We start from the raw sequence: 22,922 nt of genomic DNA, 5'->3' as shown, positions 1-22,922 counted from the left end.
CCGCAGCGGTCAGACCGCGGTGAGCTGCACGACCAGTGCCTGCACGGGCCACAGCGTGGGGAGCTGGAGCCCGACCTCGGCGAGCACCCGGCCGGGGAGCTCCACCGGGCCGCCGCCGATCCAGCCGGGCGTCACCCAGCCCCACCGGGAGGCGCCGATCTCGTCGCGCACGCGCACGGCGTAGCGCCGGTCGGGGTCCAGGCCGTCCACCCGCAGCCGCTCGACCAGCGCCTCCTGCGGGGAGGCGACGGTGGCCGCGACGACCACGGCGGCGGAGCGGTCGGCGGCCACCACCGTGCGGACGCGCAGGGCAGGGTCGGCGACGTCGGCGTGCGACACGGTGCCGGTGTGCAGCAGGGGACGCAGCTCCTTGTAGAGGCCGGCGAAGGCGCGCACCTGCGCCAGCTCCTCGTCGCTGCACCCGAGCAGGTCCCACTCGAAACCGGCCGACCCCTGCAGCGACGTCGCGGCGCGGAACGACAGGTCGGTGGCGCGGCCGGAGGAGTGCGCGGGCGACGGGCCGACGTGCGCACCGACGAGCTCGGGCGGCAGCACCAGCTCCGTCCAGCGCTGGACGTCCTGCCGCTCCACGGGGTCGTTGGAGTCCGACGCCCACACCCGGTCGGTCCGTTCGAGGATGCCGAGGTCGGTGCGGGCGCCGCCCGAGGAGCACGACTCGATCTCGAGGCCGGGGTGGTCGGCCTTGAGCCGGTCGATCAGGGCGTAGGCGGCGAGCGTCTGCGCGTGGTGGCCGGGCCTGCCCTCCTGGCCCGGGAACCGGTGCGCGGCCTCGACGAGGTCGCGGTTGTGGTCCCACTTGACGAAGTCGATCCCGAGCCCGCCGATCACGGCGGACATCTGCGTCCGCACGTGCTCCCACGCGTCGGGGTTCGCGAGGTCGAGCGTGAACTGCTCCCGGAACGACACGCCATCCGGCGGGGGCACCGACTCCCGGCTGGCGAGGAGCCAGTCCGGGTGGGCGCGCGCCAGGTCGGAGTCGAGGTTGACCATCTCCGGCTCGAACCACAGCCCGAGCTGCATCCCCAGGCCGTGCACGAGGTCGGCCAGCGGCTCGAGGCCGTCGGGCCACACGTCGCGGTCGACCTCCCAGTCGCCGAGGCCCGCGGTGTCGTCGCGGCGGCCGAGGAACCAGCCGTCGTCGAGCACGAACCGCTCCACGCCCACGTCCGCGGCACGCCGGGCGAGCTCCGCCAGCCGGGCTGGGTCGTGCCGGAAGTACACGGCCTCCCACGTGTTGAGCACCAGCGGGCGCGGGGTGCGGGGGTGCTGCGGACGGGCCCGCAGCCAGGTGTGGAAGCGGCCCGCGACGCCGTCGAGCCCGGCGTCCGACCAGGCGAAGTACGCCGTCGGGGCGCGGTACGCCGCGCCTGGGGCCAGCCGGATCTCGCCGGGGCGCAGGAGCTCTCCCGCCCCGAGCAGCGTGGGGTGCTCGGTGACGCGGTCGACGCGGTGGCGCACGTCCGCGCTCCAGCCGAGGTGCACGGCCCACACCTCGCCGCCGCGGTTCCGCGGCGCGCCGGCGGAGACGAGCGTCACCCAGGGCGCGTCGTGCCCGCCGCGCCCGCGGCGCGACTCGCGCACGGTGGCGCCGGGCGGCATCGCGGTGGTGGTCGGGGACTTCTCCCGCGTCCACCGGCCGCCGAACGACGTGAGGTGGTCGGCGGCCTTCGGCACGGGCAGCGTCGCCTCGAGCCACGCGACGTCGAGCGACTCCGCCCCGTCGTTGACGAGCTCGTGGTCCACGAGCACCAGCCCGCCGGTGCCGATCCCCAGCCGGGTGCGCAGCGTCAGCCCGGCCGCGGCGTCCGTCGCGGTCACGACGAGGGTGGCGTCGTCGGGGCGCTCCACGGCGGCCGCCCACCGCGGGAAGGCCGGCAGCCCGCCGCGCGTCACGAGCAGCCCCGGGCGGCCCGACCAGCCGTCGCCCTCCTGCGGCACGACCGGCAGGCGCCAGGCGGCGTCGAGGGTGCCGGGCGGCGTCTGGCGGCTCGTGGCGAGGTCGAGCGCGGCGAGGTCGGCGTCGTCGAGGGGGCCGACGTCGGCGCCCCAGTGCAGCACGGTCGGCAGGCCGGCCTCGGGGTGCGCGACGACGACGGCGACGCCGTCGCGGCGCAGCACGGTCCGGTGCGGGGTGGGGATCACGGTGCTCCTGTCGTGGTGGTGGTGGTGGTGGTCGTGGTGGTGGTGGCGATGGAGGTCGTGGCGGCCGTCGCGGTCGCGGCGGACGGGAGGGGGCGGAGGCCGGCGGCGGCGAGCGCGGGGGCCGCGACGGCGCCGAGGTGCGCGGTGCGCAGCGCGTGCAGCGCACCGCCGATGGCGGCGGCGGTCCCGACGTGCGTGGACAGCAGCACCCGGGGCGGGCTGAGCGTACGGCTGAGCGCGTCGCGCTCCAGGGACCGCGCCACCGCGCGTCGGTACAGGGGCCCGGCGGTGAGGAACGCGGGCCCGGCGAGCACCACGGTGTCGAGGTCGAACAGGTCGGCCAGGACGACGGCGGCCTGCCCGACCGCACGGCTGGAGCGCTTCAGCAGCGACCCCGCGTCGGGGTCGCCCGCCTGCCAGGCGCGCGCCACGCGCTCGAAGTCCGCGAGGGCGTGGGTCGGCCCGCCGTCGAGCCCGAGGCGGGCAGCGAGGCGGGGGTCGTCGAGGGCCTGCCGCACGACGGCGCGCGGCCCCGCCTGCGCCTGCACGCACCCCCGGCGCCCGCAGACGCACGGCGTGCGGCCGCGCGGCAGCGCGACGTGCCCGATCTCGACGGCGTTGGACGCGCGCCCCCGGTAGACCTCGCCGTCGACGATGACGGCGCCGCCGATGCCGGAGGCCATGTAGACGAGCCCGAAGGTGCCGGTGGGCTCGTCGCCCACCCAGAGCTCGCCGACGGCCGCGGCGGTGGCGTCGTTCTCCAGCAGCACGGGCAGCCCGAGCCGGTCGGCGAGGGCGTCGGTGACGGGGTACCCGAGCCATTCCGGTGTCGGCTGCGCGGTGAGCAGCACGCCCCGGTCCCGGTCCTGCGGACCGTGCGTGACCAGCCCGATCCCGAGCACACGGTCGCCCGGGACGCCCGCGTGCCGCAGCAGGTCGGCGACGTGGCGGGCGAGGACGTCCACGGTGGCCGCGGGGGTGCCCGCGCCCGCGCCGGGCAGGCCGACGGTGGCGACCGGGTCGCCCGCGAAGTCGACCACGACCACGGTCGTCGTCGTGCGGTCCAGCTGGATCCCGACGCCGAACCCGGCCTCGGCGGTGAGGGCGAGCAGCCGGCGCGGCTGCCCGCGCCCGCCGCGCTCGCGACCGACCTCGTGCACGAGGCCGGCGGCGACCAGCTCGCGCACGACGTGCGTGATCGTGGGCGCGGTGAGGCCGGAGAGCTCCGCGAGCCGGACCCGGCTGAGGGTCCGGTGGGCGCGCAGGAGGTCGAGCATCCGCCCGGAGGTCGTGGCCCGGCCGGGGCCGGTGAGGAGCATGGCCGTTCCTCTCAAGAGAGCGTCGCTGCACTGCTTGACCGGTTAAGTTAACTTCAGCAAGAATACATGCGGCGCCGACGGTGGCGCCCTCCCAGCCGGGCAGCGGTGCCCGGACCTGAGAAAGGACCGCAGATGCTCCTCAGCACAGGAACCCGGCGTCGCGTCGCGATGATCGCCGGTGCCGCCGCACTCGCCCTGACCCTCGCCTCCTGCTCCGGGGGAGGCTCCGGCGGCGGGTCCGGCTCCTCGGGCGGCGGCGACGCCACGCTCGTCGCCTACACCGGCCAGGCGGGCGACTACCAGATCAACTTCAACCCGTTCTCGCCCACCAAGATCGGCGGGCTGGGCACCATCTACGAGCCCCTGTTCTTCTTCAACAAGGCCGAGGTGACCGACCCCGTGCCCCTGCTCGGCACGGAGCAGGCGTGGAACGACGACGGCACCGTCCTGACCGTGACGCTGCGCGACGGCGTCACCTGGAGCGACGGCGAGCCGTTCACGGCCGACGACGTGGCCTTCACGTTCACGATGCTCAAGAAGAACAAGGCGCTGAACAACATCGGCTTCGAGGGCACCGCGAAGGCCGTGGACGACACCCACGTGACCTTCACCTTCGAGAAGCCGGCGTTCGTCAAGGGCCCGGACGTGCTCAGCACCCCGATCGTCCCCGAGCACCTGTGGAAGGACGTCAACCCGACCGAGGACGTCATCGAGAAGCCGGTCGGCACGGGCGCCTACCTCCTCGACGACTTCAAGCCGCAGGCCTTCACCCTCAAGGCGAACACCACGTACTGGGGCGGCGAGCCCGCCGTGAAGAACATCCGGTACCTGTCCCTCTCGGGCAACCAGGCGGGCGCCGACGCGATCGCCGCGGGCACCATCGACTGGCAGACCGGCCCCATCCCGGACATCCAGAACACCCACCAGAACTTCCCGAGCTACGACGCGTACACGCAGTGGCAGAACCAGATGGTCCTGGCGACCTGCTCGAGCGAGGAGATGGGCTGCTCCGGCCCGCAGACCGACCCCGCCGTCCGGCACGCGCTGTACGACGCGATCGACCGCACGCAGCTCAACAAGCTCGCGTTCATGGAGACCGCGAACGAGATGTCGCCCGCCTTCACCCTCACGCCCAGCCAGGACGACTTCGTCTCCGCCGCGGTCACGGAGAAGACCGCGCCCATGACGGCGGACCCCGACCGGGCGGCGTCGACGCTCGAGGACGCCGGCTGGGCCAAGGGCTCGGACGGCATCTACGCCAAGGACGGCGAGCGGCTCTCGCTCACCGTCGAGGTCGTGACCGGCTGGACCGACTACATCACCGCGATCGACACGATGACCTCGCAGGCGAAGGCCGCGGGCATCGAGCTGAAGGCCGCCCAGTCGTCGTGGAACGAGTGGACGCAGAAGAAGGGCTCGGGCGACTTCCAGCTGGTCATCGACTCGCTCTGGCAGGGGCCGGCGCCCGACCCGTACTACCTGTACAACTACTTCTTCGACTCGGCCCCCGGCGCGAAGGTGGGCGAGACGGCGGGGAACAACTTCTCCCGGTACGCCAACCCCGACGTCGACGCGGCGCTCGAGGAGCTGTCGACCCTCCCGCTGGACGACGCCGCCGCGCGGCAGCCGTACTTCGACACCGTCCAGGAGGCGATCGTCGAGGACATGCCGTACATCCCGGTGCTCACGGGCGGCACGACCAGCGTGTGGAACACGGCGAAGTTCACCGGCTGGCCGTCGGACGACGACCTGTACGCGTTCCCCGCGGTCTGGTCGGCGCTCGACGCCGCCGAGATCTTCAAGCACCTCGAGCCGCAGGGCTGAGGCGAGGCTGACGTGAACCGAGCCGCCGCCCCCGAGGAGGGCCGACTGCCGTGAACTACTTCCTGCGCAAGCTGGGCTTCTACGCCGTGGCGCTGTGGGCCGCGCTGACGCTGAACTTCGCGATCCCTCGCCTGCTTCCCGGGAACCCCGTCGACATCCTGCTGGCCAAGCTCCAGCAGCGCGGCGGCACCGTGAGCGAGGAGACCAGGGAGGCGTACGCGCTGCTCCTCGGGGGCGACGACTCGCAACCGCTGTGGTCCCAGTACGTCAGCTACCTGAAGAACCTGGTCCACGGCGACCTGGGCGTCTCGGTGAGCTACTACCCGGCCGAGGTGTCCGACGTCATCAGCCAGTCGATCCCGTGGACGATCGTGCTCGTCGGGCTGTCGACGGTCATCGCCGCCGTCCTCGGCGTGGGCCTCGGCGCCTTCGTCGGGTGGCGGCCGGGCACCTGGCTCGACTCGCTCATCCCCGCCACCACGCTGCTGGCCGCGGTGCCGTACTTCTGGCTGGCGCTGCTGCTGACGTACCTGCTGGCACGCGTGCTCGGATGGTTCCCCATGCAGGGCGGCTACGACGTCGTCCTGGACCCCGGGTGGAACGCCGAGTTCATCGGCTCGGCGATCCACTACGGCTTCCTGCCCGCGCTGACGATCGTGCTCGCGTCGATCGGCGGCTGGCTGCTGGGGATGCGCAACATGATGGTCTCGACCCTGTCGGAGGACTACGTCCTCACCGCCGAGGCCAAGGGCCTCGCACCGCGCACCGTCCTGCGGGCGTACGCGTCGCGCAACGCCGTCCTGCCGTCCGTCGCGGGGTTCGCGATCTCGCTGGGCTTCGTCGTCTCCGGGTCGGTGATCACCGAGCAGGTGTTCTCCTACCCCGGCATCGGGGGCCGCCTGCTCGGCGCCGTGACCAACAACGACTACGCGCTCATGCAGGGCGTCTTCCTCTTCATCACCCTCGCCGTGCTCGGGGCCAACCTCGTGGTCGACCTGCTGTACGGCGTCATCGACCCGCGCACCCGCGCGCGGTCCTGACGGGAGCCCCGACATGACGAACCTCAGCCCGGCCAACGAGCCGGTCCTGGACATCGACGAGGCGATCGACGCCGAGGCCGAAGAGCACGGCCGGAACGGCCGTGCGCCGCGCTCCGGCTGGCGGATGCTCCTGCCCACCATGACGCCGTGGCTGGCGGTCGGCCTCGTCCTCGTCGTCGGCATCACCCTGTTCGGCGTCCTCGGCCCGTACCTCGTGGGCGACCCGACCGAGATCCGCGACCAGGGCCTGACGCCGCCGTCCGCCGAGTTCCCGCTCGGCACCACGCAGACGGGCCAGGACGTGCTCGCCCAGCTCGCGTACGCCACCCGCGGGTCGCTCCAGATCGGCTTCCTGGTGGGCGTCCTCGCCACCGCGCTGTCCGCGTTCTTCGGGATCTACGGGGCGTACCGCGGCGGGTTCGCCGACGAGGCGTTCTCGCTGCTGTCCAACGTGTTCCTCGTGATCCCCGGCCTGCCGCTCGTCATCGTGATCTCCGGCTTCGTGCCCCGCGAGAGCCGCGGCCTGTGGACGATCGCGGTCGTGCTCGCGCTGACGAGCTGGGCCGCCGCGGCCCGGGTGCTGCGCGCGCAGACGCTGTCCGTGCGCAACCGGGACTACGTGGCCGCGTCCAAGGTCTCCGGCGAGAAGCCGTGGCGCGTCATCGTGGTCGAGATCCTGCCCAACCTGCTGCCCGTCATCGCGTCCCAGTTCGTGTTCGCCGTCATCGCGGCGGTGCTGGGCGAGGCCGGGCTGTCGTTCATCGGCCTGGGGGCCGCCAACTCGGCGACGCTCGGCACGATGCTCTTCTACGCGCAGAACGGCTTCGCCCTCTCGCTCGGCGCGTGGTGGTGGTTCCTGCCGCCCGGCATCATCATCGCCCTGCTCGGCATGGGGCTGTCGCTCATCAACTTCTCGATCGACGAGATCATCAACCCCAAGCTCAAGAACCTGCGCCGGCACCGCAAGCGGGCCCGGCGGGCGGCGCGGCTGGAGCGCGAGCTCGCCCGCGCGTCCCGCCGGTCCGGCCGGCAGGGGTCGGAGCCCGTCCGCGACGCGGACGCCGCACAGGAGGTGTCCGCCCGATGACGACGACGATGCTGCACGACGACCGGCGGGCGGCGGGGCCGCGCGGCGCCGAGCCCGTCCTCACCGTCTCCGACCTCACCGTCGTCTACGAGGTGGAGCAGCCCGTCACCGCGGTGAAGGACGCGAGCCTCACGCTGCACCGGGGCGAGATCCTGGGGCTCGCCGGCGAGTCGGGATGCGGCAAGACGACGCTCGCGTACGCGGTGAACCGGCTGCACCGGCCGCCGGCGCGCATCGCGTCGGGGAGCATCACCTTCCACGACCGCGACGGCTCCGACGTCGACGTGCTGGCGCTGGAGGACCGCGAGCTGCGGGCGTTCCGCTGGGACAAGCTGTCGATGGTGTTCCAGGGCGCGATGAACGCCCTCAACCCGGTCACCACGGTGCGCGCCCAGCTGCGCGACACCCTGCTGGCGCACCGGCCGGGCACGTCCCGCGCCGAGGTGCGCCGCCGCTCCGTGGAGGTGCTCGACCGCGTCGGCGTGGACCCGCGCCGGCTCGGCTCGTACGCGCACGAGCTGTCCGGCGGCATGCGCCAACGCGTCATGATCGCGATGGCGATGCTGCTCCAGCCGCAGATCATGATCATGGACGAGCCGACGACGGCGCTCGACGTCGTCGTGCAGCGCGACATCCTGCGCGAGATCGTGCGGCTGCGCGACGAGCTCGACTTCGCCGTCGTGTTCATCACCCACGACCTGCCGCTGCTGCTGGAGATCAGCGACCGGATCGCGGTGATGCTCGCCGGCGAGATCGTCGAGCTCGACACCGCCCAGCGCCTCTACCGCGAGGCACGTCACCCCTACACCCGCAAGCTCCTCGGCTCGTTCCCGAGCCTGTCGGGGGAGCGCGGCGGGTTCATCCGCAGCGGGGTCGACACGACCGCCGCCGACGCCGCCGAGGAGGGCCGCGCATGACCCGCGTCCACGTGTCCGACCTGGTCAAGGACTACTCCATCCGCGCCGGCGTGCGACGCACCCGCCTGCGCGCCGTCGACCACGTGAGCCTGGACCTGGTGCCGGGCCGCACCGTCGCGCTGGTGGGGGAGTCCGGCTCGGGCAAGTCCACGATCGCGAAGATCCTCACCCGCATGGAGAGGCCGACGTCCGGCGCGGTGGAGGTGACCCTCGACGACGGCACGCCCGTGCAGGGCTCGCTGTACCGGCGGCAGGTGCAGATGGTGTTCCAGGACCCGTTCGCGTCGCTCAACCCGTTCCACTCGATCGAGCACCACGTGGCCCGGCCCCTGCGCATACACCACCGCACCCGCACCGCCGACGAGACGCACGAGCGGGTGCTGGAGATGCTGGAGCGCGTCAACCTCACCCCCGCGGAGGCCATCGCGCCGCGGCGCCCGCACGAGCTGTCCGGCGGGCAGCGGCAGCGCGTCGCCATCGCCCGCGCGCTCGCCCCGGGCGCGCAGGTGCTCATCGCGGACGAGCCCGTCTCCATGCTCGACGTGTCGATCCGCCTCGGCGTGCTCAACCTGCTCGGGCGGCTCCAGCGCGAGGACCGGCTCGCCGTCCTGTACATCACGCACGACCTCGCCACCGCCCGGCACTTCTCCGACGAGATCGTCGTGCTGTACCGCGGCCGCGTCGTCGAGCGGGGGCCGGCCGACGCCGTCATCCTCGACCCGCACCACGACTACACGAAGCTCCTGGCCATGGCCGCCCCCGACCCGGAGCGGGTCGACCGGGTCGCCCTGTCGCAGGACGCGGTCGACCGCGGCGGGATCGACAACGGCGTGTGCTTCGACCACTTCACCGGCGAGTGGCAGGAGGCGGGCGCGCCGTCGGGCTCCCACGCGGGCCGGGCGCGGCAGGGCAGCGCGTCGTGACAGGTGTCATGCCCGGCCCGTGCGGTCTGCACGGAAGCCGGTGACGGGCGGCACTACCAGCGGCGACGCCCCCGCCCGAGGGTGGAGGCATGACATCGGAACCCATCGTCCACGTCCGCGGGGCGCGTCGCCGGTACGGCACCTTCGAGGCCGTCCGGGGCGTCGACCTCGACGTCCACCGCGGTGAGCTCGTCGCCCTGCTGGGCACCAACGGGGCGGGCAAGACCTCCTTCGTCGAGCTCGTCGAGGGCCTCGCGCCGGCCAGCGGCGGCACCGTCCGGGTGCTCGGTCACGACCCCTACCGCGAGCGCCGCGAGGTGGTCGGCTCGCTCGGCATCATGCTGCAGAGCGCGGGGTTCTCCGGCGACCTCACCGTCGCCGAGACCGCCCGCACCTGGGCCGGCACCCTGACCCGGCCCCGCCCCGTCGACGAGGTGCTCGCCGCCGTCAACCTCGCGCACCGCGCCGACGTGCGGGTGGCGAGCCTGTCCGGCGGCGAGAAGCGCCGGCTCGACCTCGCGCTCGCGATCATGGGCGACCCCGAGGTGCTGTTCCTCGACGAGCCCACGACCGGCCTCGACCCGGAGAGCCGCCGCGCCACCTGGCGCCTGGTCCAGGGCATGCTCGCCGAGGGCACCACCGTGCTGCTCACCACGCACTACCTCGAGGAGGCCGAGGAGCTCGCGGACCGCATCGCGATCCTCCAGGGCGGCCGCGTGGTGCGGACCGGGTCGGTGGCGGACATCGTCGCCGCCGAGCCCGCCCGGCTGGAGGTCGTGGTGCGCGACACGGGCGGCCGCGCCGTGGTCCCGACCGTGGCCGACCTGCCGTCGCTCGAGGGCGTGGTCGACGTGCCGGACATCGACCACCACGGCCGCCTGCGGCTGCGCACCACCACCCTGCAGGACGACCTGTACGCGCTGCTGCAGTGGGCCGACGCCCGCCGCCTGCGCCTCGACGACCTGGACGCCCGGTCCGCGTCGCTCGAGCAGGCCTTCCTCGCCATGGACGACGACAGCACCACCAGCGACGACACCACGGAGGTGGCGGCATGACCACCACGACCCCGACCCAGGGCCTGTCCCCGGCACGTCGCGGGGAAGCCTCGCCCGCGGCGCGCCGCCTGAGCGTGCGGCGCGTCCGGGCGCTCGCCAAGGCCGAGCTGCTGCTGCTCGTGCGCAACCGCACGGCGCTGTTCAACGCCCTCGCCCTGCCGCCCGCGACGGTGGCCCTGTTCACCACCGTCTTCGGGTCCGGCGACGCCGAGCCCGCCGTCGTCGGGCCGATGCTGCTCAACATCCTGACGGTCATGGCGCTCTCGCTGGTCGTCTACTACAACCTCACCGTGGCCTACGTGGCGCGGCGCGAGGAGCTGGTGCTCAAGCGCTACCTGGTCGGCGAGAGCTCGCGGGCGGAGATCCTGGTGGGCGGCGCCGTCCCGGCGCTCACCGTCGCGCTCACGCAGGTCGTCCTCGGCCTCGTCGCGGTCTCGGTGCTCCTCGAGCCGCCCGCGTTCGTGAACCCGCTCCTCATGGTGCTGGCGGTGCTCGGCGGGGTCGTCATGCTCACGGCGCTCGCCGCCGCGACCTCGGGCCTGTCCCGGACGGTCGAGTCCGCGCAGCTCACCACCCTGCCGCTGCTGCTCGTCGCCCTCCCGTTCGCGGGGTTGTTCGGCGGCCAGGGCGGGTTCCCGGGGGTGCTCGGCACCATCAGCACGTTCACCCCGCTGCGGCCGATCACCGACCTCATGATGCTCGGCGCGACGGGGGTCGACCGGGACGGCCGGGTGCTGACCACCTTCGCCGAGACCGTCGCCGCAGGGCGCCTGTCGGTCCTGGTGCTGGTGGCGTGGACCGCGATCGGCGTCCTGGCCGCGCGCCGCTTCATGCGGTGGGAGCCGCGCCGGTGACGACCGGGCAGGGGCGCCCCGGGCCGGGTGTCGTGGCAGGCTGACCACGTGACGAGCGTCGGACCTGCCACGGCCCCGGCCCGCGGCGCACGCGGCGTCGAGGTCTACACCCGCGTCAGCCTGTACGTCGTGGTCCTCGCGGAGCCGTTCCTCTACCTGTACTGGCTGGCGATCGGTCCGGCGGGCGACACGGAGGCCCCCGGCGGGGGAGCGGTGCTCGCCCTCGTGGTCGCGGCCGCGCTGCACACCCTGGCCTGCTTCGGCGTCGTGCACGTCGGGTTCACGCGCCCCCTGGTCCGCGGAGGACGGCCGGGGCCGCTCGTCTGGGCGTTGGCCGGCACGTCCGTGGCGGTGCCGGTCGTGGCGGTGCTCGCCCTGCCGTCGTCGGCCATGGGCGGGGGCGGGATGGCACCGGCGACGGCGATGACCATCGTCTGCGGGGCGGCGACCGCGGGCGCGCTGGCCGTCGTCCTCCGGGCCCGCCGGATCGCGGGCGCCGGGCTCGTGGTGGCCCTCGTCGCCGCGGGGGTCCAGGCCCTGGTCGCCGGGTCCGGACTCATCCTGGTGGCCCTGCTCGCGTACCTCGCCGCCACGGTCTGGACGTCCTCGGTGCGGCTGTCGATGTGGATCGTCGAGGTGGTGCGCCGCCTCGAGGAGGCGCAGGCCGTCTCCGCGCGGCTCGCGGTCGCCGAGGAGCGGCTGCGCATCGCCCGGGACATGCACGACGTCGTCGGCCGGGCGCTGTCGGCCGTCGCGGTGAAGTCGGAGCTCGCGGCCGCACTGGCCCGCCGCGGCGACCCGCAGGGTGCCGCCGAGATGGACGACGTGCGCACCCTCGCCCAGGACTCGCTGCGGGAGGTGCGCGGCGTCGTCGCCGGGTACCGCGCCGCCGACCTCGCCACGGAGCTCGACGGCGCGCGGTCGGTGCTGCGGGCGGCGGGGGTGACGGTGCGTGTCGTCGGGGAGGTGCCGACGCTCGGCCCGCCGCAGGTGGAGGCGCTCGCCTGGGCGGTGCGCGAGGGGGCGACGAACATCGTGCGGCACTCGGCCGCACGGGAGTGCCGTATCGACCTGGCGGCGGACGAGGAGCAGGAGCTGGTGCTGAGGATGAGCAACGACGGTGTCAGGGCGGATCCGCGATCGGACGGCCCTGCCGGTGCAGCGGCCGGCGGGAACGGGCTGGTCGGGCTCCGCGAGCGGCTCGTCGCGGTCGGCGGCTCCCTCGTGACGTCGGTGGACGCCGACCGGTTCGTCCTGGAGGCCCGGGTGCCCGCCCCGTCGGAGGTGACCGCGTGATCCGGGTCGTGCTCGCCGACGACGAGACGCTCATCCGCGACGCCGTCGCCCAGCTCCTCGACCTGGAGGACGACCTCGAGGTGGTCGCCGTGGCGGGCACGGGGCCGGAGGCGGTCGCGGCGATCGAGCGGCACCGGCCGGACGTCGCGGTGCTGGACCTGCAGATGCCGGGCGCCGACGGGATCGAGGTCGCCGAGGCGGTCCGCGCGGGCGTGCCCGGCTGCGGCATCGTCATCGTGACCGGGCACGGGCGGCCGGGGCACCTCAAGAAGGCGCTCGCCGCCGGGGTCCGGGGCTTCCTGCCCAAGACGGTGTCGGCGACCGTGCTGGCGGCAGCGATCCGCCAGGTCGCCGGCGGCGGGCGCTACGTGGACCCGGAGCTCGCCGCCGACGCCATCGCCGCGGGCGACTCGCCGCTGACCGCACGGGAGGCGGACGTGCTCGAGCTGGCGGCCGACGGCGCGCCGGTCGACGAGATCGCGGAGCGCGCGGCGCTCGCCCCCGGGACGGTGCGCAACTACCTCTCGTCGGCGGTGGCGAAGCTCGGGGTGACCAACCGGCACGAGGCGGTGCGGCTCGCGCGCGCCCAGGGATGGGTCTGACCCGCTGGTTGAGCGTGTCGAAACCCGGGTGGGTTTCGACAGGCTCAACCCACGTAGGCTGATCCCTTGTGTACGAGGGCGCAGTCCAGGACCTGATCGACGAGCTCGGCCGCCTCCCCGGCGTCGGGCCCAAGAGCGCGCAGCGCATCGCGTTCCACCTGCTCGCGGCGGACGTGGCCGACGTGCGTCGTCTCGCCGACGCCCTCACCGAGGTCAAGGCGCGCGTGCAGTTCTGCGAGACGTGCGGCAACGTCGCGGAGTCCCCGACGTGCCGCATCTGCGCCGACCCGCGCCGCGGCGACGACGTGATCTGCGTGGTCGAGGAGCCCAAGGACGTGGTGGCGATCGAGCGCACCCGCGAGTTCCGCGGGAGGTACCACGTGCTCGGCGGCGCCATCAACCCGATCGAGAACGTCGGCCCCGACGACCTGCGCATCAGCCAGCTCATGACGCGCCTGGCCGACGGCGCCGTCACGGAGGTCATCCTCGCCACCGACCCGAACGTCGAGGGCGAGGCCACGGCCACGTACCTGTCGCGGCTCATCGCCCCGATGGGCGTCACGGTCTCCCGTCTGGCCAGCGGCCTGCCCGTCGGGGGAGACTTGGAGTACGCGGACGAGGTCACCCTCGGGCGCGCGTTCGAGGGTCGGCGGGTCGTCGGCGGCTGACCAGGCCGCCGTCCGCCGGACGGTCGGCACGACGACGCCGTCGACCACGGCGTGAGGGGAGCAGCATCGTGGGCGAGATCGAGGCGGACTCCGAGTTCCGGGACGTCGCCGAGCAGATGTCGGCGCAGGCGCGCGTGTTCCTGTCGACGACGACGCAGGTCGCATCCGGGGCGGCGCCGGGGGCCGAGCTCTCGCTGCTCATCCTCGCGACCTCCGACCTGCTCGCCACCGGCGCGCGGCTCGCCGCGATCGTCGACGTCGTCCCCGCCGAGCGGTGGGAGCCCGACGTGGGCCCGGAGACCGACGTCGACCCGCTGCGCGACGCGCTCGCCCAGATGTTCGACGGCTTCGACGACTACGTCGAGGTGTCCGACCCGGCGCTGAGCGCCGACGTCGCGCCCGCCACCCTGTCGGGCGACCTGGCGTGCGTCGCCGAGGAGATCGCCAAGGGTCTGCAGCACTTCGACGACGGGCACGAGCTCGAGGGCCTGTGGTGGTGGCAGTTCAGCTACCTGTCGTCCTGGGGCGAGCGGGCGTCGTCGGCCCTGCGCGTGCTCCAGGGGGTGCTCGGGCACCTGCGGCTCGACGTCGAGGACGACGTCGCCGCGGAGGCGGAGTACGACGCCCTGCACTCCTGAACCGCCCTGACATGCACGTCCGTGCGAGGATTCGCGGGTGCTCGACCTGGACACCCTCACCATCGTGCTGCTCGTCCTCGCCGGGCTCACCGCCGGCTGGGTCGACGCCGTGGTGGGCGGCGGCGGGCTGATCCAGCTCCCCGCGCTGCTGCTGGTGCCCGGGATCTCGCCGGTGCAGGCGCTCGCCACCAACAAGCTGGGCTCGATCATGGGCACGTCGACCAGCGCGATCACCTACTACCGGCGCGTGGGCCCGGACCTCACGACGGCGGGTCCGATGGCGGTCGCCGCCCTGGTCGGGGCGTTCGGCGGCGCGGCGCTGGCGAGCCGGATCCCGGCAGAGCTGTTCAAGCCGATCATCCTCGTGGTCCTCATCGGCGTGGCCACGTACACCGTGCTCAAGCCGAAGCTCGGCGCGCACGACAACCTGCGCTGGGAGGGCAACCGGCACCGCTGGACGGCCGCCGGCATCGGCCTGGTCATCGGCGCCTACGACGGGCTGCTCGGCCCGGGCACCGGCACGTTCCTCGTCATCGCGCTGGTCAGCATCCTCGGCTACGCGTTCCTCCCGGCCTCCGCCCTGGCCAAGATCGTCAACTTCGCCACCAACCTCGGCGCGCTGCTGTTCTTCGTCCCCCACGGCGCCGTGATCTGGGGGCTCGGCCTCGCGATCGGGGCCGCCAACCTCGTCGGCGCGTACGTCGGGGCGCGGATGGCGGTCGCCAAGGGCAGTGCGTTCGTGCGCGTCGTGTTCGTCGTCGTGGTGGGCGCGCTCATCGTCAAGCTCGGGTACGACGTCGTGCAGGAGTGGGGGGCCTGACCACCGCCCTCGGCGAGGGCGGCGGCCGGGCTCAGCGCGCGAGCAGGTCGCGCAGCGCGGCCAGGACCTCGTCCGGGGCGCTCTCGGCCATGAAGTGACCGGCGGTCGTGGTGCGATGGTCGAGGTCGGGAGCCCACGCGCGCCAGAGGCCCGCGGCGTCGTAGCCGAGCGCCGCGCCCCAGTCCTGCTGGACGACGGTCACCGGCATGGTCAGGCGCCGCCCGGCGTCACGGTCGGCCCGGTCGTGCTCGACGTCGACGCCGGCCGACGCGCGGTAGTCCGCGACGATCGACGGCACGGCCTCCCTGGACCGGCGCAGGTACTCGGCGCGCACGTCCTCGTCGAACGGTGCGGGCGCACCGGGCGGGGTCCACGCGTCGAGGAAGTGGCCGAAGAAGGAGTCGGCGGTCGCCGCGATCATGGCCTCCGGCAGGCCGGCGGGCTGGGCCATGAGGTAGAGGTGGAACGCGACCGCGGCGTCCGCGCCGTGCAGCACGTCCCACATGTCGAGGGTGGGCAGGACGTCGAGCGTCGCGAGGTGCGTGACGACGTCGGGGTGGTCGAGGCCCGCCCGGACGGCGACGAGCGCGCCGCGGTCGTGGCCCGCCAGCGCGAACCGGTCGACGCCCAGCCCCGCCGCGAGCCGCACGACGTCGCGCGCCATGGTCCGCTTGGAGTAGGTGTCGGCGGAGGCCTCGGCGGGCTTGTCGCTCGCGCCGTAGCCGCGCAGGTCGGGCACGATCACGGTGTGGTCGGCGGCGAGCGCGGGGGCGACGTGGCGCCAGCACAGGTGGGTCTGGGGGAAGCCGTGCAGCAGCACGACCGGGCTCCCGGAGCCCCCGACGGCCGCGTGCAGCGCGACGCCGTCGTCGACCGCGACGCGCACGTCGTGGAAGCCGGGAAAGGCGGTGGGGGTGGTGGTCATGGGTTCGCTCCTCGTGGTCGGGATGACACGCTCAGCCTCGACGGCACCGATGAGCGCTGGATGAGCAGGGGGAGCGGGGGATGGTGAGGATCGGCGTCCTCGGCCCGGTGGCGGCCTGGGGCGACGACGGAGCGGAGCTCGCGCTGCGCGGTCCGCGCCACCGGGAGCTGCTCGCCCGGCTCGTCGCCGCCCGGGGCCGGGTCGTGGGCGTGGCCGCGCTGGTCGACGACCTCTGGGAGGACCCTCCGCCGGGCGCCGTGGCCGCCGTGCGCACCTTCGTCGCCGCGCTGCGCCGCGCCCTCGAGCCGGACCGGGCCCCGCGCACGGCGGCGCGGCTGCTCGTCACCCAGGGGCCGGGCTACGCCCTGCGGCCCGGGGCCGCGACGATCGACGCGGAGGACGTCGAGCGACGGGTCGGCGAGGCCGCGCGCCTGCCCGCCGCGGCGGCCCTGGACCGGCTGGACGCCGCGCTCGTGCTGTGGCGCGGCGACGCCTACGCGGGGATCGGCGCCTCGTGGGCGCGCGCCGAGCGCGCGCGGCTCGACGAGCTGCGGCTCGACGCCGTCGAGCGGCGCGCGGGGGTGCTGCTCGCCCTGGACCGGCCGGCCGACGCCGTCGCCGGCCTGGAGCGGCACGTCGCGACGCAGCCGTGGCGCGAGGAGGGCTGGCGCCTGCTGGCGCTGGCCCTGCGTGCTGCCGGTCGTCAGGCCGACGCGCTCGCCGTGCTCCGGCGGGCCCGCCGGACGCTGACGGGCGAGCTCGGGATCGACCCCGGGCCGCGGCTGGCGGAGGCCGAGGCGCGGATCCTGCGGCAGGAGGACGCCGACGGCCCCGACCTCTGGGCCCGGGCCGCCGACACGTTCGCGCGGGCCGCGTCGGGCGGCGGGGCCCGCCTCGAGCAGTCGGCGGCGCTGCTCGGCTCGGCGGCCGTGACCGGCGGGCTCGCCGAGGCCCGCGACCAGCGGCTGGCGGTGGTGCAGGCGGCCGAACGGCGCGGCGACCCGGCCCTGACCGCCCGCGTGCTCGACGCCGTGCACGTGCCCAGCGTGTGGCCGGTGCCCGACGACGCCGCCGGGTCGGCGGCGCTGGCCGAGGTCGCGCGGCGCACGCTACGGACGCTCGGCCCGGGCGCCCCCGACCGCACGCGCGCGCGGCTGCTCGCCGTGCTCGCGACCGAGCTGCGCGGCACGCGGGGGAGCCTCGGCCCGGACGCGGCCGAGGAGTCGGTCGCGCTGGCGCGCCGGGCGGGCGACCCGGCGACGCTCGCCCGCGCCCTCGGCGCAGCGGCGCTGCACGCCTGCGGTCGCGCCGGGCTCGCCCCGGTGCGCGACGCCCTCGGCGCGGAGCTCGTCGACGTCGCGGCGCGGGCGGGCCTCGCCACGGACGAGATCCTCGGCCACCTGGTCCGGGTGCAGGCGCGCTCGGCGCTCGGTGACGTGACCGGCGCCGTGGCGCACGCGGCCGCCGCGCAGCGGCTCGCGACCGACCACGAGCGACCCCTGGTCGAGGTGCTCGCGTCGTGGTCCGCCGTCGTGCGCGCCGCGGTCGAGGGCGTGCCCGACGCGCGGGTCGACGACGCCGTCCGGGCAGCGGCCGCGGGGCTGGGCGGCACCGGGATGTCCGGGCTCGAGTCCGGGCTGGAGACGCTGGCGCTGCTGTGCCTGCGCGTCGGGCGCGCGCGCCCGGACGCCGGAGCCGTGGCGGGGGACCCCGAGGACCCGGCGGCCGCGGCCGCGTGGGGCCCGCACCGGGCGTGGGTCCTGCCGTGGGCGCTGCTCGGTGCGGGGCGGGAGGGCGAGGCGCGGCGCGCGCTCGCCGGTGTCCCGGACCCGCCCCCGGGGTTGCTGCTCGAGGCGCTGTGGGTGCTCGCCGGGCGGGCCGCCGTCCTGCTCGGCGACCGGCGGGTCGCGGCGCGGGCGCACGCCGCGCTCGTCCCCGCGGCGGGCGAGCTCGCCGCGGGCAGCGGCCTGGTCACCGCCGGTCCTGTCGCCGACTGCCTCGCAGCGCTGACCGCCGCCCTCGACGCGGGACCGCGCGCCACGACCTGAGACGGATCTCGTCCGCAGGTCGGTCACCGTCTACGATCGTCGGGCAAGCACAAGCACCCGGCGGGCCGTTGAGAGAGACGGAGGCCGGTAGAGCAGAAGGTTGTGACAGGTATGGCACTTGTCGTACAGAAGTACGGCGGATCATCGGTCGCGGACGCCCACAGCATCAAGCGCGTGGCGAAGCGGATCGCGGCGGCCAAGCGAGCGGGGAACGACGTCGTCGTGGTGGTGAGCGCCATGGGCGACACCACGGACGAGCTCCTCGACCTGGCCGGGCAGATCACCCCGCTGCCCCCGCAGCGCGAGCTCGACATCCTCCTCACCTCCGGTGAGCGCATCTCGATGTCCCTCCTCGCGATGGCGATCACGAACCTCGGGGTCAAGGCGAAGTCCTTCACCGGCCAGCAGGCCGGCCTCATCACCGACGCGGTGCACGGCCGCGCGCGGCTCCTGGACGTGGTGCCGCACCGCATCCGCGAGACCCTGGAGAAGGGTCAGGTGGCGATCGTCGCCGGCTTCCAGGGCGTGAGCTCGTCGAACGACGTGACGACGCTCGGCCGCGGCGGCTCGGACACGACGGCGGTCGCGCTCGCGGCCGGCCTCGACGCCGACGTCTGCGAGATCTACACCGACGTCGACGGCGTGTTCACCGCCGACCCGCGCATCGTCCCCGCCGCCCGCAAGGTGGACCGCGTCACCTACGAGGAGATGCTCGAGCTCGCCGCGTCGGGCGCGAAGGTCCTGGCGCTGCGCGCCGTGGAGTACGCCCGCCGCTACGACGTGCCGGTGCACGTGCGCAGCTCGTTCAGCAACACCACCGGCACCCTCGTCACCGGCACGCACGGCGACGCGATCGACCCGAACGCCCCCGACGGCGAGCATGCGGACAGTGAGGAAGAGCAGATGGAAGCCCCGATCATCTCCGGCGTCGCGCACGACCGCAGCGAGGCCAAGATCACCGTCGTCGGCGTGCCGGACAAGCCCGGCACCGCGGCCCGCATCTTCGAGGTCGTGGCCGGCACGGGCGCGAACATCGACATGATCGTGCAGAACGTCTCGGCCGCCCACACCGGGCTCACGGACATCTCGTTCACGCTGCCGCACGCGGACAGCCCCGCCACCCTGGCCGCGCTCAACGCGCTCCAGGAGGAGCTCGGCTTCGCGTCGCTGCAGTACGACGACCAGATCGGCAAGCTGTCGCTCGTCGGCGCAGGCATGAAGTCGCACCCCGGCGTCTCCGCGCGGCTGTTCGGCGCGCTGCGCGACGCGGGCATCAACATCGAGATGATCTCCACCTCGGAGATCCGCATCTCGGTGGTCACCCGCGAGGACGCCCTGGACGACGCCGTGCGCGCCATCCACACCGCGTTCGGCCTGGACTCCTCCGACGGCGAGGCCGTCGTCTACGCCGGCTCGGGGCGGTGACGCGCTGATGGCACAGATCAACTCCTCCGGCGTGAACGTCGCCGTCGTCGGCGCCACCGGCCAGGTCGGCGGCGTCGTGCGGCGGCTCCTGGTGGAGCGCGCCTTCCCGGTCAAGGAGCTGCGGTTCTTCGCCTCCGCGCGCTCGGCGGGCAGCACCCTGTCGTTCGAGGGCGTGGACGTCGTCGTCGAGGACGTCGCGGCCACGGCCACCGACGACCTCGCGGACGTCGACGTCGCCGTCTTCTCGGCGGGCGGCGGCACGTCGCGCGAGCACGCCCCCCGGTTCGCCGAGGCGGGCGCCGTCGTCATCGACAACTCGTCCGCGTGGCGGCTCGACCCCGAGGTGCCGCTGGTGGTCTCCGAGGTGAACCCGGAGGCGATCGGCGACGCTGCCAAGGGCATCGTCGCCAACCCGAACTGCACCACGATGGCCGCCATGCCGGTGCTCAAGCCGCTGGCCGACGAGGCCGGGCTGGAGCGCCTGCGCGTCGCGACCTACCAGGCCGTGTCCGGCTCCGGGCTGGGCGGCGTGCGCGAGCTCGCCGACCAGGCGCGGGCCGCCGTCGCCGGCGACCTCGAGGGGCTGACGCACTCCGGTGCCGCCGTGTCGTTCCCCGAGCCGGACAAGTACGTCGCGCCCATCGCGTTCGACGTGCTGCCGCTGGCCGGCAACCTCGTGGACGACGGCTCCGGGGAGACCGACGAGGAGCAGAAGCTCCGCAACGAGTCGCGCAAGATCCTCGGCCTGCCCGACCTCGCCGTCGCCGGGACCTGCGTCCGCGTGCCGGTGTTCACCGGGCACTCGCTGGCGATCCACGCCGAGTTCGGCGCCCCGATCACCCCGGAGCGTGCGCGGGAGCTGCTGGCCGCCGCGCCCGGCGTGGAGCTGGCGGACGTCCCCACGCCGCTGGCCGCGGCCGGGGCCGACCCGTCGCTCGTCGGGCGGATCCGCACGGACCAGTCCGTGCCCGGCGGGCGCGGCCTCGTGCTGTTCGTGTCCAACGACAACCTGCGCAAGGGCGCGGCGCTCAACGCCGTGCAGATCGCGGAGATCGTCGCGGCCGACCTGGCTGAGCTGGCCGCGTTCGACGACGTCGACGCCGCGGAGGGCGCCGATCCCGTCGAGTCCGTCGGGTCCGCCCCGGTCTGACCGCGAGGTAGTCCGGATCTCCGCGAGGTAGTTCGGATGCCCGCGAGGTAGTCGAGATCCCGCCGAGGTAGTTCGGACTCCCGCGAGGTAGTCGAGATCCCGCCGAGGTAGTTCGCAGGGCCGTGGTGAGCGTCGCTCACCGCGGCCCTGCGTCGTGCCGTCCGTCATGCTCCGCGTCGTCCAGGACGGCGGCCAGGTCGGCGCCGGCGCGCAGCAGCGCCACCGACCGCGTCGCGATCCGGTCCACCCGCTCCCGCAGCGCCGCCTCGGCGTCGCCCGTGTCGCCGAGACCGCGCATCGCGGTCACGACGCCGCGCAGCGCGGGGATGCCGTACCCCGCCGACCGCAGCACGGCGACCACCCGCGCGGTGGCGACGGCGGGTCCGTCGTAGACGCGGGCGCGGAGGGACCCGACCCGCTCCGGCTCCAGCAGCCCCTCGGCCTCCCAGTGCCGGAGCGTGGAGGTCCGCACCCCGAGGGCGTCGGCCAGCTCGGTGATCGTCAGGAGGCTGTCGCGCGGGCGTGCGACCGGCTCGCTGCGGATCGTCTCGAGCGCGCCGAGCGCCTGGAGGGTCTGGGCGCGCTCGGTGGCGAGCTGCGCGTGCAGGTCGGTCAGCGCAGCCGCGGCGTCGGCGAGGGGCACCCCCCGGAGCGCGGACGTCGTCCGGCGCGCGACGACGGGCCCGACGGCGGTCGCGAGGCCCCGGTAGGCCCGGACGGCCCGGACATGGCGGGCGTCGTAGCCGCGGTACCCGTTCGGCGCGCGGACGGCGGGAGGGGTGACGCCCAGCCGCTCGAGGTCGCGCACCTGCTGCACGGAGTATCCCGTGGCCCGCGCGACGTCCACGGTGCGCAGCGGACGGTCCATCCTCACACCCCACACAAGCACTTGAAGGTCACGCTTGAACCATGCGCATCGATACGAGTATGGACCAGATCATCGCGACCGTGCGGGCCTTCGACGGGGTGCTCGTCCTCGAGCCGGGCCCCGGCGACGGGGCGCCGGAGATCGCGTGGGGCGACGCCTTCTTCTCCTATGCCCCGGACGGGCAGGTGCCGACCACCGGGCAGCCGTACGGCACGATCGTCACCAAGAACTACCCCGAGGACGACACCTGCGACCTCGACAGACCCGACCGGTGGCGGGTCAACGTGCACGTGGGCCGCGACCGGCTGCGGGAGCTCGTCGAGGACCGCGGGCCGGAGGACGCCGTCGTCCCCGACGCACTCCTCCCGCACCCGGTGTACGGAGGCCTGGGGTGGGTGTGTGTCGTGAACCCGGCCGGGCGCACGTCGAGCACCGTCCTCGACCTGCTGCGCGAGGCGCACGACGCGGCCCGCGCACGGTACGAGCGCCGGCGGGCGTGAGCACGCCCCGCGGTGCGCCCCCACGGGGTCACCGCGGGGAGCCGTCGGTCGCGCGCCACCCGACGGTGGGCGCGACGACGGCGATCGCCACAGCCGCGAGCACGTGCCACACGGCGTGCCCGGTCACAGCGACGTCGAACGACGCGCCGTCGGACCACGGGCGACCGGGCCGGGTGAGCTCCCCGATCACGCTGCCCGCGCCGAGCACGGCCAGAGCGACCAGCAGCCGACGGCGCAGAGGCGCCCGCGCCGTGGCGCGCAGCAGGACTGCGACGACGGCGACGGCCGCGACGACGCCCTGGGCGACGACCGACGCCGCGGGCCACCACGCCGCGAGGCCGACGTCGAGCAGCGTCGGCGCGAGCCACCACCAGGTCCGCAGGCGCCACCCGGTGAGGTCGGCCACGGCGTCGGCCGCGACGAGCGCGTAGGCGCCCAGCAGCGGCGGGTCGTGCACCACGGGGTTCCATGCCGGCGCCGGGCCGTGCTGCACGATCGAACCGACGCCGATCAGCACCGCGAGGACGCCGAGACTCGCCTGTCGCAGCGCGCGCTCGCGGCGTGCGCCGTCGTCGAGCGCCCGGACCCTCCGCGGCGTCGTCAGGAGGATCCAGGCGCCCGCGACGACGAAGGCGAGGCTCGACCACACGTCAGCGGACCAGGACACACCTCCAGTGAAGGAGGTCGGCGGCCTTCTCGCGTCCCGGAACTACCTCGCGGAGTTTTGAACTACCTCGCGGAGCCTGGAACTACCTCGCCGAGACTCGAACTACCTCGCCGAGACTCGAACTACCTCGGCG

The 22,922-nt window shown here is 74.5% G+C and carries 21 protein-coding genes; 16 read left to right on the top strand and 5 right to left on the bottom strand.

Features of this window, described 5'->3' with window-relative positions; translation table 11 throughout:
• Positions 1-9 precede the first annotated feature (9 nt).
• Together ACQFYA_RS18095 and ACQFYA_RS18090 are read right to left on the bottom strand one after the other, a co-directional pair.
• Positions 10-2,163, bottom strand: a complete 2,154-nt coding sequence (locus ACQFYA_RS18095; RefSeq protein ID WP_499126471.1) for an alpha-galactosidase — start codon at positions 2,161-2,163, stop codon at positions 10-12.
• Positions 2,160-3,482 carry an ROK family transcriptional regulator gene (locus ACQFYA_RS18090; protein WP_499126470.1) on the bottom strand — a complete coding sequence of 441 codons (1,323 nt, stop codon included), beginning with the start codon at positions 3,480-3,482 and terminating at the stop codon, positions 2,160-2,162. Before ACQFYA_RS18090 ends, ACQFYA_RS18095 begins: the two co-directional genes overlap by 4 nt.
• Before the next feature lie 132 nt (positions 3,483-3,614).
• Here ACQFYA_RS18090 and ACQFYA_RS18085 point away from each other — a divergent pair, with 132 nt between their 5' ends.
• The 12 genes from ACQFYA_RS18085 to ACQFYA_RS18030 all read left to right on the top strand — a co-directional run bounded on the left by ACQFYA_RS18085 (position 3,615) and on the right by ACQFYA_RS18030 (position 15,206).
• Positions 3,615-5,306: an ABC transporter substrate-binding protein gene (locus ACQFYA_RS18085; RefSeq protein ID WP_499126468.1), complete on the top strand. Its 1,692-nt coding sequence runs from the start codon at positions 3,615-3,617 to the stop codon at positions 5,304-5,306.
• Between the two features lie 50 nt (positions 5,307-5,356).
• A complete protein-coding gene (locus tag ACQFYA_RS18080; RefSeq protein ID WP_499126466.1) occupies positions 5,357-6,346 on the top strand; it encodes an ABC transporter permease in 990 nt (329 codons plus the stop codon).
• A 13-nt stretch (positions 6,347-6,359) separates the two neighbouring features.
• On the top strand, positions 6,360-7,433 hold the full coding sequence (locus tag ACQFYA_RS18075; RefSeq protein WP_499126464.1) for an ABC transporter permease: 1,074 nt from the start codon (positions 6,360-6,362) through the stop codon (positions 7,431-7,433).
• A complete protein-coding gene (locus ACQFYA_RS18070) occupies positions 7,430-8,350 on the top strand; it encodes an ABC transporter ATP-binding protein (protein ID WP_499126462.1) in 921 nt (306 codons plus the stop codon). Before ACQFYA_RS18075 ends, ACQFYA_RS18070 begins: the two co-directional genes overlap by 4 nt.
• Positions 8,347-9,273: an ABC transporter ATP-binding protein gene (locus ACQFYA_RS18065; protein ID WP_499126460.1), complete on the top strand. Its 927-nt coding sequence runs from the start codon at positions 8,347-8,349 to the stop codon at positions 9,271-9,273. Before ACQFYA_RS18070 ends, ACQFYA_RS18065 begins: the two co-directional genes overlap by 4 nt.
• Before the next feature lie 89 nt (positions 9,274-9,362).
• Positions 9,363-10,328 carry an ABC transporter ATP-binding protein gene (locus tag ACQFYA_RS18060; protein ID WP_499126459.1) on the top strand — a complete coding sequence of 322 codons (966 nt, stop codon included), beginning with the start codon at positions 9,363-9,365 and terminating at the stop codon, positions 10,326-10,328.
• The gene (locus ACQFYA_RS18055) at positions 10,325-11,182 is read left to right on the top strand and encodes an ABC transporter permease (protein WP_499126457.1); all 858 of its coding nucleotides are present in this window, start codon (positions 10,325-10,327) and stop codon (positions 11,180-11,182) included. The genes ACQFYA_RS18060 and ACQFYA_RS18055 overlap by 4 nt, the downstream gene beginning before the upstream one ends.
• A 48-nt stretch (positions 11,183-11,230) precedes the next feature.
• Complete coding sequence (locus ACQFYA_RS18050; protein ID WP_499126456.1) at positions 11,231-12,478, top strand: sensor histidine kinase; 1,248 nt, start codon at positions 11,231-11,233, stop codon at positions 12,476-12,478.
• Positions 12,475-13,080: a response regulator gene (locus ACQFYA_RS18045; RefSeq protein WP_499126453.1), complete on the top strand. Its 606-nt coding sequence runs from the start codon at positions 12,475-12,477 to the stop codon at positions 13,078-13,080. The genes ACQFYA_RS18050 and ACQFYA_RS18045 overlap by 4 nt, the downstream gene beginning before the upstream one ends.
• 68 nt (positions 13,081-13,148) lie before the next feature.
• Positions 13,149-13,748, top strand: coding sequence for a recombination mediator RecR (gene recR, locus ACQFYA_RS18040; protein WP_499126451.1), 600 nt, complete (start codon positions 13,149-13,151; stop codon positions 13,746-13,748).
• A 68-nt stretch (positions 13,749-13,816) separates the two neighbouring features.
• Positions 13,817-14,386 (top strand): DUF5063 domain-containing protein, encoded by a 570-nt coding sequence (locus tag ACQFYA_RS18035; protein ID WP_499126450.1) that lies wholly within the window; start codon positions 13,817-13,819, stop codon positions 14,384-14,386.
• A gap of 37 nt (positions 14,387-14,423) precedes the next feature.
• Complete coding sequence (locus tag ACQFYA_RS18030) at positions 14,424-15,206, top strand: TSUP family transporter (RefSeq protein ID WP_499126448.1); 783 nt, start codon at positions 14,424-14,426, stop codon at positions 15,204-15,206.
• 31 nt (positions 15,207-15,237) lie between these two features.
• Here the strand turns inward: ACQFYA_RS18030 and ACQFYA_RS18025 are convergent, their stop codons facing one another.
• On the bottom strand, positions 15,238-16,131 hold the full coding sequence (locus ACQFYA_RS18025) for an alpha/beta fold hydrolase (protein WP_499126446.1): 894 nt from the start codon (positions 16,129-16,131) through the stop codon (positions 15,238-15,240).
• 80 nt (positions 16,132-16,211) lie between these two features.
• Here ACQFYA_RS18025 and ACQFYA_RS18020 point away from each other — a divergent pair, with 80 nt between their 5' ends.
• From ACQFYA_RS18020 to ACQFYA_RS18010, 3 genes are all read left to right on the top strand, one after another.
• Complete coding sequence (locus ACQFYA_RS18020) at positions 16,212-18,179, top strand: AfsR/SARP family transcriptional regulator (protein ID WP_499126444.1); 1,968 nt, start codon at positions 16,212-16,214, stop codon at positions 18,177-18,179.
• Positions 18,180-18,290: 111 nt separating this feature from the next.
• Positions 18,291-19,604: an aspartate kinase gene (locus ACQFYA_RS18015; protein WP_499126442.1), complete on the top strand. Its 1,314-nt coding sequence runs from the start codon at positions 18,291-18,293 to the stop codon at positions 19,602-19,604.
• 7 nt (positions 19,605-19,611) lie between these two features.
• Entirely contained in the window at positions 19,612-20,754 is a 1,143-nt protein-coding gene (locus ACQFYA_RS18010) for an aspartate-semialdehyde dehydrogenase (RefSeq protein ID WP_499126440.1), read from the top strand.
• A gap of 136 nt (positions 20,755-20,890) precedes the next feature.
• On the opposite strand, the gene ACQFYA_RS18005 is transcribed toward ACQFYA_RS18010, so the two are convergent.
• Entirely contained in the window at positions 20,891-21,622 is a 732-nt protein-coding gene (locus ACQFYA_RS18005) for a MerR family transcriptional regulator (protein WP_499126439.1), read from the bottom strand.
• 41 nt (positions 21,623-21,663) lie between these two features.
• Between ACQFYA_RS18005 and ACQFYA_RS18000 the strand changes: the two genes are divergently transcribed.
• On the top strand, positions 21,664-22,122 hold the full coding sequence (locus ACQFYA_RS18000) for a DUF6194 family protein (RefSeq protein WP_499126437.1): 459 nt from the start codon (positions 21,664-21,666) through the stop codon (positions 22,120-22,122).
• A gap of 28 nt (positions 22,123-22,150) precedes the next feature.
• Here ACQFYA_RS18000 and ACQFYA_RS17995 read toward each other — a convergent pair whose 3' ends face one another.
• The gene (locus ACQFYA_RS17995; RefSeq protein ID WP_499126436.1) at positions 22,151-22,789 is read right to left on the bottom strand and encodes a hypothetical protein; all 639 of its coding nucleotides are present in this window, start codon (positions 22,787-22,789) and stop codon (positions 22,151-22,153) included.
• Positions 22,790-22,922 lie beyond the last annotated feature (133 nt).

Origin of the sequence: Promicromonospora sp. Marseille-Q5078, assembly GCF_050315395.1 — a bacterium.
GTDB lineage: Bacteria > Actinomycetota > Actinomycetes > Actinomycetales > Cellulomonadaceae > Isoptericola.
Note: the sequence above shows the minus strand (reverse complement) of the source record. Positions and strands in the feature narration are given on the sequence as shown.

What these genes read in the sequence shown, in the direction of transcription:
- ACQFYA_RS18085 (WP_499126468.1), top strand. Translation starts at nt 3,615, where the DNA reads ATGCTCCTCAGCACAGGAACCCGGCGTCGCGTCGCGATGATCGCCGGT.
- ACQFYA_RS18015 (WP_499126442.1), top strand. Translation starts at nt 18,291, where the DNA reads ATGGCACTTGTCGTACAGAAGTACGGCGGATCATCGGTCGCGGACGCC.
- ACQFYA_RS18090 (WP_499126470.1), bottom strand. Translation starts at nt 3,482, where the DNA reads ATGCTCCTCACCGGCCCCGGCCGGGCCACGACCTCCGGGCGGATGCTC.
- ACQFYA_RS18020 (WP_499126444.1), top strand. Translation starts at nt 16,212, where the DNA reads ATGGTGAGGATCGGCGTCCTCGGCCCGGTGGCGGCCTGGGGCGACGAC.
- ACQFYA_RS18060 (WP_499126459.1), top strand. Translation starts at nt 9,363, where the DNA reads ATGACATCGGAACCCATCGTCCACGTCCGCGGGGCGCGTCGCCGGTAC.
- ACQFYA_RS18070 (WP_499126462.1), top strand. Translation starts at nt 7,430, where the DNA reads ATGACGACGACGATGCTGCACGACGACCGGCGGGCGGCGGGGCCGCGC.
- ACQFYA_RS18000 (WP_499126437.1), top strand. Translation starts at nt 21,664, where the DNA reads ATGCGCATCGATACGAGTATGGACCAGATCATCGCGACCGTGCGGGCC.
- ACQFYA_RS18010 (WP_499126440.1), top strand. Translation starts at nt 19,612, where the DNA reads ATGGCACAGATCAACTCCTCCGGCGTGAACGTCGCCGTCGTCGGCGCC.
- ACQFYA_RS18055 (WP_499126457.1), top strand. Translation starts at nt 10,325, where the DNA reads ATGACCACCACGACCCCGACCCAGGGCCTGTCCCCGGCACGTCGCGGG.
- ACQFYA_RS18075 (WP_499126464.1), top strand. Translation starts at nt 6,360, where the DNA reads ATGACGAACCTCAGCCCGGCCAACGAGCCGGTCCTGGACATCGACGAG.
- ACQFYA_RS18025 (WP_499126446.1), bottom strand. Translation starts at nt 16,131, where the DNA reads ATGACCACCACCCCCACCGCCTTTCCCGGCTTCCACGACGTGCGCGTC.
- ACQFYA_RS18005 (WP_499126439.1), bottom strand. Translation starts at nt 21,622, where the DNA reads ATGGACCGTCCGCTGCGCACCGTGGACGTCGCGCGGGCCACGGGATAC.
- ACQFYA_RS18065 (WP_499126460.1), top strand. Translation starts at nt 8,347, where the DNA reads ATGACCCGCGTCCACGTGTCCGACCTGGTCAAGGACTACTCCATCCGC.